The 15,802-nt window shown below is 65.9% G+C and carries 3 protein-coding genes; 1 reads left to right on the top strand and 2 read right to left on the bottom strand.

Going from position 1 to position 15,802, the window contains the following annotated elements; genetic code table 11:
• The gene (locus tag ACFQB0_RS01285) at nt 1-768 is read left to right on the top strand and encodes a succinate dehydrogenase iron-sulfur subunit (protein ID WP_386726578.1); all 768 of its coding nucleotides are present in this window, start codon (nt 1-3) and stop codon (nt 766-768) included.
• 229 nt (nt 769-997) lie between these two features.
• On the opposite strand, the gene ACFQB0_RS01280 is transcribed toward ACFQB0_RS01285, so the two are convergent.
• Together ACFQB0_RS01280 and ACFQB0_RS01275 are read right to left on the bottom strand one after the other, a co-directional pair.
• On the bottom strand, nt 998-8,710 hold the full coding sequence (locus ACFQB0_RS01280) for a DUF5979 domain-containing protein (RefSeq protein ID WP_386726576.1): 7,713 nt from the start codon (nt 8,708-8,710) through the stop codon (nt 998-1,000).
• Nucleotides 8,711-9,017: 307 nt separating this feature from the next.
• Nucleotides 9,018-15,497 carry a prealbumin-like fold domain-containing protein gene (locus ACFQB0_RS01275; RefSeq protein ID WP_386726574.1) on the bottom strand — a complete coding sequence of 2,160 codons (6,480 nt, stop codon included), beginning with the start codon at nt 15,495-15,497 and terminating at the stop codon, nt 9,018-9,020.
• Between the last annotated feature and the right edge of the window lie 305 nt (nt 15,498-15,802).

Below are 15,802 nucleotides of genomic sequence, written 5' to 3'. Positions count from 1 at the left end.
GTGAGCACCGCGACCATTGGGGCCGATCGACCCGGCAACGCGGACCCGGCGATCACGCCGTTCACCGTCACGCTCATCATCCGCCGCTTCGACCCAGAGGTCGACGACGAACCGCGCTGGCAGGACTTCGACGTCGAGATGTACGCGACGGACCGCATCCTCGACGCCCTGCACAAGATCAAATGGGAACAGGACGGATCGTTGACGTTCCGACGTTCCTGCGCGCACGGCATCTGCGGTTCGGATGCCATGCGCATCAATGGCCGCAACCGTCTGGCTTGCAAGACTCTCATCAAGGATCTCGACATCTCGAAGCCCATCTACGTCGAGGCGATCAAGGGGCTTCCGCTCGAGAAAGACCTCGTCGTCGACATGGAGCCGTTCTTCGCGTCATTCCGTGAGGTTCAGCCGTTCCTCATCGCGGACAGCGTCCCAGAAGCCGGCAAGGAGCGCGTTCAGTCGGTCGTTCAGCGCGAGCGTTTCGACGACACCACCAAGTGCATTCTATGCGCGGCATGCACCTCGAGCTGCCCGGTGTTCTGGACGGACGGCCAATATTTCGGCCCGGCCGCTATCGTCAACGCGCACCGCTTCATCTTCGACTCGCGCGATGACGCGGCCAAGGTGCGACTCGACATTCTCAACGACAAAGAGGGAGTGTGGCGCTGCCGCACGACCTTCAACTGCTCGGAGGCCTGCCCACGCGGTATTCAGGTGACCCAGGCGATCGCAGAGGTCAAGCAGGCCATCATGCGCGGCAAACCGTAGGCTCGAGACGTTCACAGCCCCAGTGTCTCGCCGGCTCCGGTCGGGGTCAGCGTGCCAATCCTCCCAGGCGAGAACCGTTCACGACAAGAGATCGTTGACGACAAGAGATCGTTGACGAATTCCCGCCTCGATCGTCGACGCGATTCGGACCGGCGCCATGGCTCACACCGGCCTCCCGCCTGGTTCGGGTCCAGGCGGGAGACCAGCTTTCAGCCCGAGGAGCGGCGGCCTAGGCCTTGCCACCCCATCGGCGACGGACCGCGATCAAGATGACCGCGCCGAGTCCCAGCAGCAGGATGCCGACTGCAAAGGGCTGGACTCCGTCGAATCCGGTCACCGCGAGCGGCGTCGATGACGTCGGCATCGACGGCTGCGTTGGCCCCGGATTGCAGTTCGGACCGACCGGCGGGTAGACCGTCGTACCGGCAGTCGTCGGGTTCATCCGAAACTCGGTGACCGACTGCTCGCGCAGCTCAGAGAACGGCGAGCTCGGATCGAGCACCCATTGCCCGGTCGGCAGCTGCCGCCAGCCCGGCCACGCGATGCCGTTCCCGTTCGCATCCACGGCCGCACCCGGCCAGAGGATCTCGCCCGTGATCGTCTGCCCCGGCGTCCAACCGGCCGGGATCGTGATCGTGTCGACCTGCTTCGCACCGTCCGCGAGGATCGCGGCCGAGTCGGAGGCGGAGATCGACGGGTTGCGACCGTCGTAGCCCGCCTGGGTCCACCAGATCAGCACGATCGTCAACGGATCGACGTTCTCGGTGTTGTACGGCGTGATCGAGTAACCCAGCCACGGGGCATCCGCACGGCACATCGCACTGGCGAGCACCGCGATCGACTTGACCGGTGTCCTCACCGTCGACGAGTTGTCCTCAGGAGTCTTCTCGACCCCTCCGCTCGTCACGGCAGCCGTGTTGACGATGTCGAGGATCTTGCCCTGTGGGTCTCCGCCCTCGCGCGGCAGCTCGGTCGCGGTATGCACCGAGATCCTGAACTCGACAGGCGTGTCACCGGTCGGCGGCAACGGCCCGTCGGTCTTCGTGAGGGTCAGCGTCCCGCCGAAGCCGTCGCCGTCGGCACCCGTGAGAAGCGCCGTCCACCCCGCAGGAAGCACCCAGTTGCCCTCGTCGACGGCGATCGTCGACGGGATCGCGTCGGTCACCACCACGTTCGGCGCCGCCACCGTCCCGACGTTCTCCACCGTGAAGGTGTAGTCGTAGCCGGAGTCGACATCGGTCGGAACCGCTGGCTTCCCATCGATGGCTCCGCCGTCAGCCTTCGTCAGTCTCAGGTCGACGGTCTCACCCGTGTTGGTGATCTGGCACGTGACATCGGCTCCGGGAGCGACCGCGACGACCGCGCCGTCGAGCACCGCCCCGTCGCAGCTCCACGCACTCGCCTTGTAGAAGTCCTTCAGGAAGGAGCTCCCGACGTTCGCGAGGCTCTCCTCAAGGGTGTAGGAACCGGGTGCGACGGAGACGCCCTCGATACCGGTGGAACCACCGACCCCAGAGAATCCACCACCGTCACCGGTAGCAGACAGCCTCCAATCGCCGCCATCGTCCTTGGCCGGCACGTTGCTGTTCAGGTCGAGCCCGTCGAAGGGCGTGTTGTCGACCTTCTTGACAAGAGTCAACGTCGCCGGCTCCAGCGGTGTCTCATGCGTCGTCGTGCACGGAGCCCCCACTGTGCAGTGCTCAGGAGGAACATCACCGCTACCGGTGACAGCATTGACCAGCTCGACATCCCACGCGGTCGGCTTCACCCGAACGGCATAGTCGAGCGTCGCGTTCGCCGCAACCGCAAGAGACCCCACCGTCCACGTCAACGTCTTGGTCCCAGCATCGTAGACAAAAGACCCAGCAGAGGCGACGATGCTGCCCTCATCAAGAGTCGCGTCAGCGAGAACATCAGACAGATCATCGGACACGACAACATCATGAACCGTGACATCACCCGTTGACCTCGCGGTCACCCTATACGCAATGTCAGTGCCCGGCTGAACCACACTGCCACTAACAGGATCACTCGACTTCACGATGTCGAAGGCACCAAAGCTGCGGGTGAGCGTGTTGCTCGCCACGACCTGCACAGCCGCCGGCGCGTTGCCGCTGATCGGGATCGTGAAGGACACGGTGCGCCCGGAGCTGCTCACCTCGCTCGCATTGTTCACCGTGTAGGCGAGTCCCGTCCAGGAGAACGCGTCGTCGATCGGGGTCGGCATCGGCAGTCGCTCTGTCACGTCGCATTCGGTGCCGACAGGGAGCTCCTGGTCTGCGGGCAGCAGCCAGGTCTCGCCGTCCTTGATCGATGCCACTCCGGTGACGGGGTCCGCTGTTCCAGGGACGTCGCAACTCCAGTCGAAGCCGTACTCCGCGCCTGGGTCCACGCCCTCCGGGTTGCCCAGCACAGCCTTCGTGATGCCGAAGGAGCCCGTGATGCGCACGGTGTCGTTGATCACCGAGATCGTCGGCACCGTTCCACCCGTACCCGGCGCGATCGCAGGATTGCCGGTGTAGGTCACCGGTGGAACCCACTGGTACGAGGGGTCGGCCGGAACCGGCGTCGTCGCAGGGGCGGTCTCGACAGCGACGCACACCGAGCCGGCGAGGATGCCGCCGACGGTGGCGATCGAGTCGCGGGTCGCCGTCCAAGGATAGAGCACCGGAGCCTCGGCGCCGTAGGTGCAGCTCAGTGTTCCGCCGAACTCGCTCGTGCCCGCGACCGGCGCCCCACCCGTGATCAGCTTGTCGATGTCGACGGAGGTGCGCACGCGCTCCACGGTGTTCGCAACGGTCAGCGTCTGGGTGCGACCGTCGATCAGGGTGACGTTCGGGCCGTAGCTCGGAGCAGCCCACGTGAACGATACGTCCTTGAGCGACGAGTCGCTCAACGAGTTCTCCGCCGTGTAGCAGTCGGCGGTGGCCGGAATCCTGTCGGATGCAGTGAAGAGGGTCACCGTTCCGCCGGTGGCCGGCACCTCCCACCGCCCGTTCCACTCATCATCGCCGAGAGCGCAATACCACGTTCCGCTGACAGTCTCGCCATCTTTGACACCGCGGTCGGGATCGGTCGTCGTCTTCGTCAGCTGCAGTGCGCCCCAGAGGCGGTGCACCGAGTTCGTCACGGTGACGACGGGGGCATCGTCCGCGGTCAGAACGGTCACGTGCTGGCCGTAGTCCGGCATCCCCCAGGCCCACGAGCCGTTGACGAGGTCGCCCGAGTCGGGCGAGTCCTCCAGGTCGACGGAGCAGTCGGAGTTGAGGAGCACGGCCGGGTCGCCGGTCAGCGTCGCGCCTCCGCCGAGCTTGCTCGAGACGCTCCAGGTGCCGGTCTGGTCCGGGTCGCCCGGATGGGTGCACACCCAGGTTCCGCTATAGCCCGGCCCATTCGTGATGACTCCACTGAGATCGACGCCGACCGGGCCTCTCACGACCTTGGCGATGTCGAAGGTTCCCGTACGACGCTCGATCGGGTTCTTCACGGCGACCGCGACCTTCTGGCCTGCCTGGGTGATCGTGGCTGAGGCCGGGGAGACGGTCACGTCACCCCATCCGTACGACGTGTCCTGCAGCTGGCCCTGCGTCGGGGTGGTCTCCGAGATGGCGCAGGTCCAGCCGAGCGGGATCTCCTGCGGTAGTACGGTCGTTCCACCGTCGGCGACGGAGGCGGTCAGCAACAGGTGCCCCGCCACTCCGGCGACCGAACAGTCGGCATTGACCTCGAAGTTCTTCTCGGAGCCGCCCGTGTAGCCGGCGGTCGCGCCGGTCACGGTCTTGCTCACCTCGATCGTTCCGGTCTCGCGGTGGAACGCGTTGGCCACGGTGAGCGCCGCCGGCTCGCCGACGCCGACCGTGCCGCCCGTGATCCGGGGGGCGTCCCACACGTAGCTCGGGTCATCCGAAGGAACGGCGAGCGAGTCCTCGGTGGCGGAGCAGTCCGCTGTCACGAGCACGTGATCGGAGAGTTGGACTGGGCCGTCCCCTGCCAGAACGGCCCAGTCACCTTCGGCGACGGTATCGTCGCCGTAGGTGCAGCTCCACTTCCCGGTGAAGCTGCGTCCTGGGCTCACCACGCCCTGCGGGCCGGTGAGGGTCTTGTCGATGGTGACCGATCCGTAGACGCGCTCCGTCGGGTTCGTGATGGTCACCACGAGCTGCTGGTTCGCTTCTGTGATCGTGAGGGCCTTGCCCGGCGAGTAGCTCTCGGGTCCGGTCCAGTTGTAGGAGGCATCCTTCAGGCCACCGCTCGGCGTCGACTCATCGATGGTGCACTCCGATCCGAGCGGGAGCTCGAGCGGCTCGGAGCCCTCGGTCGTGAACGTCACCGGGTAGATCGCGGTGCCACAGCGCACGCTCGCCGTGAAGGCGAAGTCCGGGCCACCGACGAAACCGCCTGCGCCGCCGATCTTCTTGACGAGGGTGACATGGCCGAACTTCGGCGAGATGGTGTTCGTCGCCTGCACTCCGACGGTGACGGGAGCCCCGTTCTGCGGCGCAGGAACCGTGAACTTGATCGAGCGGCCGTCCTGGGTTCCTCCGGCGGTCGTCGAGAGGGTCAAGGCGTCCCAGCTGTGGCCGGGTTGCGGCTCGGGGTTTCCGAGTTCCTGCACCGTGCAGAGACTGCCGGCGGGAAGCGCGCTCGGACCGTTGGTCGAGCCGCCGGGCAGTACCTCAAGCTCACCGGATACCGTGGTCTTGTCCGGCAGAGTGCACTTCCACGAGAAGGTGAACGGGTCCGCCGTCGCCCCATCGCCCTTGACGGTCTTCGTGATCCCGAAGGAACCGGTGAGGCGGGTGATCGAGTTCTGCACGGTCACGGAGCCGTCCGGGGCCGCGTTGCTCAGAACCACCTGGGCGCCACTCGGGTCGTAGACGACGCCGCCCCACACATAGGAGGAGTCGTCGGCGTTCGGCTGACCGGTGAGTTGGTTTTCTGTCACCGTGCAGGTGGAGCCGCGCAGGATGCCGCTGCCGACCTGCTCCGTGCCACCGGCCGCTATCGACCAGACGCCACTGCTGCCGTCTGTGCAGCTCCAGGTTCCGGTGAAGTCACCGCCGGTGTACACGTCAGGGCCGCTCAGGGTCTTGATGACCGAGAGGGTGCCGTACTGGCGCACGATCGTGTTCGTGACCGTGACCGGGACGACCTGACCGGAAGCCGCAACGACGACCTGCTGGGGAGCGGGGGTCGGCCCCCAGCCGTACGAGGCGTCGACGAGCCCACCGCTCGGGGCGGTCTCCGAGACGGTGCATCGCGTGCCGACCGGGACGCTGTCGGTGACGCCGGCTGGACCGCCGTTCGTCAGCGTGAACGGGAACGAACCGGCCGGTCCGCAGTCCACGATGACCGCGAATGTGGTTCCTGGCGCGAGTCCATCGACCGGGGATACGACCTTGACGACGGACACCGTGCCGAAGACCTCGACGGTCGGATTGGTGACGGTGACCGTCTTGGTGGAGTCGGCGGCGATGGTCACCTGGCCGCTCTGACTGGTACCGACCCAGCTGGGAGTCCCCCAGTCGTGCGCGACGTCGAGAAGGCTCTCGTCCGGTGCCGCCTCGCTGAGACTGCAGATGGCGTTCGCCGGGAGGCCGGTGATCGTCGTGCTTCCGCCTGCCGCGAGTGCGACGGCAACATCGCCCGCACCGCAGTCGTAGGTGACCGAGAACGGTTCGCCCGAGCCGACGTATCCGTCTCCCCGAACGACCTTCTTGATCGTAAGCGAACCGAAGTCGCGCGTGAAGGTGTTGGTGAGCACGGAGCTCTGCGACGATGCGCCGATCGTGATCGCACTGGGCACGAACGTTCCATCGGTCCACGAGTACGAGCCGTCCGCGAAGTCGCCCGGCTGGGTCGCGAGGGGTTCCTCGGTCAGCGAGCAGAACGCGGTGCGCGGGATGGCCTGGCTCGGGCCGCCCGGCGTTCCGGTGCTGACCACGAAGGAGCCGGAGGCGACCCGCTCGCCGCCGATCGTGCAGACGTAGTTCACCGTGAAGGGCCGCGACGGACCGCCGGTGTAGCCCGCGGCCGTGCCGTCAGGTCCCTTCACGGCCTTGCTGACGGTGAAACCGCCAGTGTCTTGGCGCACCGTGTTCGTCACCGTGATGGTGGCGGTCTGTCCGTCGGCGATCGTAACGGGTCCGGTGACCGTCGGGGTCTCCCAGGCGAAGGATCCGTTGACGAGTCCTCCGCTCGGCGCGGTCTCACCAACCGTGCAGCTGCGACCGGTTGGGATGCCTGTGACGACGAGCGGGGTGTCCACCGAGACGGACTGCCCGATGGCTGAGAAACCCGCGCCGCAGTTGTAGCTCACGGTGAAGGTCTTGCCGTTGCCGCCGTTGTAACCGCTCACGGGGTCGTGGATCTGCTTGACCACCTTGAGGGTTCCGGTCTGGAACCGGTTGTTAACGGTGCAGGTCACGTCCGCTCCGTCGACGAGGGTCACCTTCTCCCCCGCAGACATCGACGGGTTGCCGCCGGTACCGCTGTTGGTGCACACCCAGTTGCCCTGCTGCTGATAACCGGCTGGCCCGCCGGACTCGCCGAGGGTGTACTGCCCTGTCGGCAGGCTCGCCTTCGAGACCGGGCTGCTGCCCGTGAGCGTCGCGGGACCGACCGCGTTGAGCGTCCACTCCGCGGCGGCCGCGGATCCGCCGCTGACAGTCTTCTTCAGGGTGAGTTTCGCGCTGCCCGTGTACGTGTTGGTGATGGTGCAGGTGATCGCCTTGGCGGCGGCGCTCGTCGCCTCGGGGATGTCGCTCAGGCTGATCGTGCGGTTCGCGACGTCATACGTCACGCCCGAGACGTCCTGGTTCGCTCCGTCTTTGCAGACGAGGCCGGTGAGCGCCCACTTGGGGTTGGCCGGTGATACCGGCTGCTCGGTGACGGTGACGGTCTCGCCGGAGACGACCGGACGCGTGACGGAAGGGGTCGCCGGCGGGGTCACGGTGAAGTTCGGGGCGGACCACAGCGATCCGGCGAGGTTGCTCGTCGTGGCGAATGCGAAGCTCTGGCTTGGAGCGTCGACACCCGCGACCGCCTTGACGACGGTCAGCGAACGCACCTGGCTCAGCTTCGCGTACAGGCACGCCTGAGTCTGGCCGCGCTCGTTGGTGAGCCAGTTGTTGATGACGCTCGCGGCTCCGGGGTCGGCCGGGCACGCGGTTCCGTTGGGAACCTGAACGAAGCCGAGCACGACGAGCTTGTAGTCGAGCCCGCCGACGGTGATGTTCTGGTCGGCGACCTGGTTGAGGAACTTGACCTGGTCCTGGCAGTTTCCGTTGCCTAGCCAGAGGCCTGCAGGGCATGAGTCGCTGTAGTTCGGCGTCTCCCACATCCACCAGTCGTAGTCGAACGTCGGCGCGCCCGAGACTCCGTTGAGCCGGAAGCTCAGCTTGCCCTTGAAGTAGTTGTTGCTCCCGTCGTAGCTGATCGGGTTGTTGTAGTGGGTGATCCTGCCGACGTTGAACGCAACACCCGATGCAGGGTTGAGAGAGCCGCTCACGGCTTGGACTCCGACGGCGCTCTGCGTGTTGACATCGAGGTTGCTCGGGCAGGTGCTGCTGTTTCGGCCATGTGCGGTGCGCGCCTCGGAGCCACCCGGCTGCCAGTCCGACGGTCCCGTGTTGCTGCTGCCAGTGGGCGGGCCGTAGCGGATGCAGTAGCCGTTCGTGGTCCCGGCATCCGTGCCGGAGGCGTTCGTGCCACCGACGTGGTCGCTCACCCGCGAGTCGACCGTGCCAAGGGTGACCGCCTCGGCCGACGCGGTCGGAGAGAAGATCGCCATGCCGGTCACCGTGACCGCCGAGATGAGGAGGGCGCTTACGCCGAGACTGAGAGCCTTCTTGAGCGTCTGGAGCCGGCGTCGTTGACGACGCAGCCGGAATCGGCCGGAGGCAGGGTCTGCAGCATCGCTGAAGATATTTCGGGTAAGCATGTTTCAAGCCTTCGGGTATTGCGTGTTCGGGCACGCTGGCTTTGTCGCGACTCCTATCGGGTATAGAAGCCAGTCGAGATTCTGGCAGAGCCGCCCGGGCCGGGGAAGCCCTTTTTGGCCTCCATCTGGGGGGTATGACGCGAAGAGCCCGAAAATTCCCCGAAACTACGGGGATTCCATGACGAGAAAAAAGATAACAATAAGATAACGCCCTGCGCGAGCCGTTTGCCCGGTGCCGATTCATCCGCACAACGCCGTGCAGCCGCGGCCCAGGGGCCACGGCTGCACGGGACGGCGGAGGTCGACGCTACTCGATCTCGCCTCGACGCCTCCTGGCGATCAGCAGGACGATGATCGCTCCGACGAGGATCATCCCGCCCGCCATCGGCACCAGCCAACCCGACTCGAAGCCTGTGCTCGCGAGCGGCTTCGACGGCTGCTTGGGCGTCGCATTGCAGTTCGGGGTTGCGGGCGGGTAGACCGTCGTGGCGTCCGTGGTCGGGTTTATCCTGACCTCGGTGATGGCCGAGCCGCGCAACTCGTAGAACGCTGAACTCGGGTCGAGCACCCAGGTGCCGTCGGGGAGCTGACGCCAGCCCGGCCATGCAGTGCCTTGACCGTCGGGTCCGACGGCCGCTCCCGGCCAGAGGATGCGTCCGCTGATGGTCTGTCCGTCGACCCAGCCGGCAGGCACACCGATCGTGTCGACCTTGGAGGCTCCGTCCGCGAGGATCGCAGCGATGTCCGAGGCCGGGATGGACGGGTCATGCCCGCCGAAGGCCGCCTGTGTCCACCAGATCAACCGGATCACGAGCGGGTCGACGTTCTGCGTGTTGTACGGGGTCACCTCGTAGTAGAGCCACGGGGCGTCGAGCACGCACTGCGCGAACACCGATACCTTGATCGACTTGACCGGAGTGGTCTCCGTCGACGTGTTGTTCTCCGGAGTCCTCTCGATGCCGTCGCTGTGCACGACCGCAGTGTTGACGATATCGAGGATCTTGCCCTGCGGATCTCCGCCCTCGCGCGGCAGTGACCGGGCCGTGTCCACCCAGATCGTGAACTCGACGGTGGAGCCGGCCTCACCGGCCGCTGGCATGGGCGCGTCGGTCTTGGTCAGGGTCAGCACTCCACCGAAGCCGTCGGCGTCCGCACCGGTCAGCGCCGCCGTCCAGCCGGAGGGGATGCTCGACTTGACCGGATCGTAGGCGAGCGTCGCCGGAAGCCCGTCGGTGACGACCGTGTCGGGGGCCGGCACGACGCCTGCGTTCTCGACGGTGAACAGGTAGCTGAACGACGAGCCCTCGTCGGTCGGCACGTCGAACACGTCGCCGACCCTCTCGATGTTCTTTTTCGTGATGACGAGGTCCACCGGATGCAGCGTGTTGGTGAGCCCGCACGTGGTGTCCTCGCCGTTCACGACGGTCGCGATGTCGGTCGCCTCACCGTTGCAGAACCACTGCCCGTCGGTCACGAACTGAGTGATGAAGAGGAACAACGGGTTCGCATCGCCGCCGCGGATCTTCTCGAGGAGGGAGTAGTCGCCGACCGGGATCACGTAGCTGTTGCCCTCCGTCGACGCGACGTTCTCGTGAACCGCGTCGCCGAGCGTCGCCGAGAGGTTCCAGTCGCCGACCGTCGGCAACGTCTGGCCGCCGAGGTCGAGCCCGTTCACCTCACTCAGCTCGAGGGTCTTCGAGAGGGTCAGACGTCCGACCGGGATCGACTCGCAGGCGTCGTCACGCGTGACGACGGTGCCGTTGAGCAACTCTGCGCCGTTGAAGAAGCCATGACCGCTCGTGCTCGCCAGGCATTCCGCGTCCGAGATCGTCGTGATGTCCTGCACGTCCGCAATGACCGTCACTGTGTAGCTGTGCACGGTGGGGCCGCCATCGGCCGCCGCGATGATCTTGTTGTCGGCGAGCACGGTGTTGGGCGAGAGTCCCGTCCACGAACTCGTGTCGACTCCGGCGTCATTCGTCGCGGCGCTCGACACGATGCCGACGCCGGAGGGGAAGCCGAGGGTGTCGGACAAGTCATAGTAGAGGTTCTTGTCGCCGCTGTTCGTGACGGTCACCGTGTAGAGCACGCGCCAGTTGCCGCTGGGAAGCAGTTGCGGTGAACCCTGACTGACCTTCTCGACCACGGCACGGCCTGGCTCGCCACAATCGGTGGCCGGCTGCGGCTCGCCGTTGCCGACGGTCAGCCATGCGGTGTTGCGGAAGCCGCCGTTCTCTGTGGTGCCATCGGGCGAGCAGCGGGTCGCGAGCGTATCGAAGGCTTCTCCCGACACCGTCGCAGTGATGTGGACGGTGTAGATGTCGGTTCCGCTGGCCGCCAGCTCCTGACCGCCGGCCAAGCCGAAGGACGCGGTCGTCGGGTTCCAGTCGTCGGCGAGACTGCCGACGGGTCCGGTGGCCGTGCCATCGTCGATGGTGATGCCCGAGCCGAACTGCGGCTCATCGACCAGATCGTAGACGAGCGGGATAACGACGCTCTGGTTGGTGACCTTCACCGTGTAGACCAGATCCCAGGTGCCATCGGACAGTTGCGCCGAACTCACGAGTTCTTTCGTGATCACACCGGTCGGCGGCACGACGGAGTTGTCCACCGTGCAATCCAGGGTCAGCCCGGGCGTCGCCATGAACTGGAAGCCCGAGGTCTCAGGCAAGAGGTCGCCGAGACCGCCGCACACGACCGTGCCGCCGGTCCAACCGGTAGGAACCGTCTCGGAGAGCGTGTATACCGTGCCGATCCGCAACTGGCTCCAGGAGACGCTCGGGTCAGAACTCGTCATCGCCTGCTTTGCATTCTGCTGAGCCGGGGTCGGCGAGATCGTCATGCCGAACGACCAGTCGAGACTGAGCCCCTCTGGCACGCCGTGCACGACCTTGGTGACCTCGACAGAACCGGGCACCGCCGTGTTCGTCACGTCGCAGCTGAGCTGAAGGCCCGGTATGACGACGAACTGGAGTCCGACAGTGTTCGGGTCGGCATCGGTGATCCCGGTGCAGGCGATCTGCCCCTCGATCCAGCCGTCCTGACCGGTCTCGTTGAGCGTGTAGGTCTCTCCGACGACAAGGCCGGTCCATTCGACGGTCGGGTTCTCGTCGGTCATGGCCTGCGTCGCCGGCTGAGCGCCGACGGCCGGGCTGATGGTGGCGTCGAAGGCGAAGTTCCAGCCTGCGGGAACACCCAGGACGTGCTTCGTCAGCGAGACGGAGCCGGGGTTCGGGGAGTTCGTGTAGACACAGGTGACGGTCTCGCCTGCTGCGAGAGCGATCGACGCGTTTGCGCCGGTGTAGCTGACGCCGTCACCGGTGCACTTCACCGAGTCGAAGGTCCAGTTCGGAGTGCTGAGCTCGAGCACCGAGTAGTCGCCAGGCGGAATGAGCCCGGACGTCCACGGCTCAGCCGCGTTGGTCAGAGAGAAGGTCTCGTCCGCTGCTCCGCCCGCGGAGAACTCGAAGGGGAAGGCCTGCTCAGGACCGCCGGTCGTGACCTTGTCGACGATGATCATGCCGCGTTGCGTGTTGCTGTAGACGCACGTGACCGTCTCGCCCGGGTCGAGGTTGATGGTGCCCGTGAGCCCCGCAGCACTCGAGGCCTGTCCTGTGCTCGAGTCGAGGCAGCTGAGAACCATGCCGTCATAGCCGGGCTTGGGAGTCTCGGTGACCACATAGCCACCCGGAGCGACATTCTGGAAGGTCTCGGTTCCGGTCTTGCCGCTCGTCGTGATGGCGAAGTTCTCGGGATCGAGCCAGCTGCCCGTGAAGTTGAAGGCGCCGTCGGCACCCCGAACGTTCTTCACGATGATGATCGTGCCCTTCGCGGTGTTGGCGATGGCGCAGGAGATCGCGTCGCCGGGAGCGACGGTGAAGTCGCTCTCGTCGATGGCCTGCGGCGATCCGCCGGCCGCATGGACGACGGTGCAGCCGAGCGTGCCGTCGATCCAGTGGGCTCCGGGATCCGCTTCCGCGAGCGAGTAGTGCTGACCGGACAGGAGCCCGGAGAACGTCGTGGTCCCCGTTCCGCCACTGGTCGTGATGATCTGCTCGACCGGGTCGCCGCCGGGCAGCGGCGTCAGCACGAAGGTGAATGAGCCGTCGCCGCCGATCGAGGTCTTGGTGATCTCGGCACTACCGGGCTTCGCCGTGTTCGTGATCGAGCACTGGAGGTCGAGGCCCGGCGTCGCGACGAACTGGAAGCCGGCCTTGTCGGCGTTCGAGTCGACGAGGTTGCCGCACTGGACCGCTCCGCCTTCCCATCCCGCAGGCAGGTCCTCCGAGATCGTGTACTCCTGGCCTATCGCGAGCTTGGTCCACGCGACCGTGTCGGAGGTGTTCCCCGTTCCACTCACCTCTTGGGTGGCCCCGGGGAGCACACCAGCCGAAGGGTCGATCGCGAGGTCGAAGCTCCACCCGGTCCCATCCGCCACGCCGGAGACGGCCTTGGTGACCTGGACCCTTCCAGGCACCGCGGTGTTGGTCACGTCACAGGCGAGCGCGAGCCCCGGCATGACAGTGAGCTGAAAACCGGGATCGGGCGACTCGTCCGCGATTCCGGTGCAGGTGATCGCACCCTCGGCCCATCCGGCGGCCGAGGCCTCGTTCAGGGTGTACTGCGTTCCGATCTGGAGATCTTTCCAGCTCACCGATGGCGAGGCGTTGTCCGCCGTCTTCGTGCCGAGTTGGCCGGTGGGAACCGGGCTGATCGAGAAGTCGAACGACCAGGGGTATCCGTCGGGCACGCCTGCGACGTGCTTGGTGATGGTCACCTCACCGGGCACCGCCTTGTTGACCACGGTGCAGTTGACCGTTCCGCCTGGCGGCAGTGCGAAGACCAGTGGAGAGGTCGACGACGAGGTGGGCGACGGAACGGTGCCGGCGCAGTTGATGGTCTGCAACTCCCAGTTCTGAGTCGCGTCCTCTGCGAGGGTGTACTCGCCCGCGCTCACGAGGCCGGAGTTGAACGGCGCGGCGGCGTCGGTCAGATCGAACCCGGTTCCTGTGCTCCCGGTCGGAGTCAGGGTGAAGTGGAACGGCTGGGTCGAGCCTCCGGGGTTGGTCACCTTGTCGACCGTGATCGTACCGCGCTGGGTGTTGGTGTAGGTGCAGGTCACCAGTTCGCCCGGGTCGAGGTGGATCGAGGATGTCGGAATCGTCGCCGTCGAGACGTTGGCGCCGACCGCTCCGCCCTCGACACAGCTCAACCCCGTGAGGTCATAGTTGGGAAGCGGCGTCGTCTCGGTCACGGTGTAGTCGCCGGGGGTCAGGCTGGAATAGGTCTTCTGGCCCGTCCCGTTCGAGGTGAGGACGTTGAACGGGTCGAAGCCGTTGCCGCCGGTGGTCGTGAAGGCGAAGGTGCCGTTCGCGCCCTCCACGTTCTTCACGATCGTGATCTCGCCGTCCTGCCGGTTGCTGAACTCGCAGTTGATCACCTCGCCTTTGACGCTCGTCACGGTCGCAGTCCCGGCCGTGAGATTGATCACGGCCGGCACAGACCCACCGGCCGCGTTCGTGCAGACGACACCCGTCAGATGCCAAGCGGGGGTCCCCGGTTCGGGGAGCTCCGTGATCGTCACGGTCGATCCGGGAACATAGTCGGCCACTCCGGACTTCTGTCCGCTGGCCAGAGTCGCGGTCTCTCCGCCGCTCAGGGTGAAGTCGAAGTCTGCGGCCTGACCTTGGGCGACCTTCGACACGGTCACGCCCGACGTGGCGTTCGTGATCACGCACGCCGTCGTCTCACCGGCGACGACCGGGAACTGGTCTGTTGGGCTGCTCAGCACGAAGGGACTCTGACCGGGGACGGTACAGACGATCGACTCCCGCGACCAGGGCGCACCGACAGGGATCGTCTCCTGGAGGGTGAAGTCGCCGCTCGCAGGAACCTGCGGCCAGGTATCCGTCCCTCCGATGGCGAGGCTACCGCTGATGCCCACGGCTTTGGAGCCGCCAACCGCGTATCCGAACGCCGTGCCGCTGCTATCGGGCTGTCCGCCCAGTGACTGTTTCGCGACGGTCAGTGCACCACAGGTGGAGGGCGGGTTCACAGCGAGCGGAGCGACGTACGCCTTCAAGTTTCCTGACGCGTCGACGTTGTTGCCGGTAATCGACCGAACATACACCGATGCCTGGTTGGCCACGGGCGGACACGACGGTGCCGCCCCGGTCAGCTGCGTCACGTTGAGACCGAACTCGAAGAACAATCCGTCGCTGCTGAAAGCGAAGTCCACCGTCGGCAAGTTGACACACGTGCCCGGGTAGTTCGCGACCGAGGTGTATGTGCAGATGGAAAGGAACTCGGGGGCACTGGAGCCGTGCATCTTCAGGTAGAGCACATAGCCGCCGGCCGACCGATCGGGCTGGGGTGCGCCGTCCGGTCCCACTCGCTCGCCGGCGTAGCTCACCTCGACGGCATACCCGCCGGTGCCGCTGTTGCTGGTGCGCGTCCAGGCGAAATAGCTGAAGTAGTCGCCACCGACCACCTGCGCGTAGGTGTAGACCTGATCAAAGTCCGCCTTGCTGGGAGTGCTCCCGGACGATGTCCAGCCCACGGGGTTGCTGCCGTCTTTGTTCGAGGTCTGGTACGTTCCGCCCTGCGTGGTGGTATCCGAAGCGAGACCGGGCGTTCCCCAGTCGATGCCGACTGGATTGCAATCGGGCGGAAGGTTCCCGTCGATCTCGAAACCGCCCGGCGTCGCGCAACTCGCCGCCGAGGCCGACTGGACCGGCACGAAGACGGCGTAGCTCATGCCGACGCTCGCCAGGAAGCTGGCTGCCACGAGGCCGCTGATCAGCTTCCGTCTCGCCCTTCTCGCCTTGAGCGCACGGCCCCGCGTCCGGTCGAGCTTTCGGGATTCGGAAGAAGGGGTCGAAAAAAACGGCAGGGTAAACAAAATACTCATCAGCCTTCGGGTTTTGGCATCGGGAAATGCCAGGCTTTTCAAACCCGTCGGGTACGGGTTAGCTGGATTGTCGCAGACACATCGCGTGCGAGGAACCCTCGACATCTCACCAGAAAGGGGGCCAATAGTTCGGTTTCCCCCGGAATGCCGGGTATGTCTCCTGATCCGCGACGGTAGGTCAG

This window comes from Luethyella okanaganae, from assembly GCF_042660285.1.
Classification (GTDB): Bacteria; Actinomycetota; Actinomycetes; order Actinomycetales; family Microbacteriaceae; genus Luethyella; species Luethyella okanaganae.
Note: the sequence above shows the minus strand (reverse complement) of the source record. Positions and strands in the feature narration are given on the sequence as shown.

Bases quoted from the DNA above. Each gene is read 5' to 3' on its own strand.
- ACFQB0_RS01280 (WP_386726576.1), bottom strand. From the start codon at position 8,710: ATGCTTACCCGAAATATCTTCAGCGATGCTGCAGACCCTGCCTCCGGC.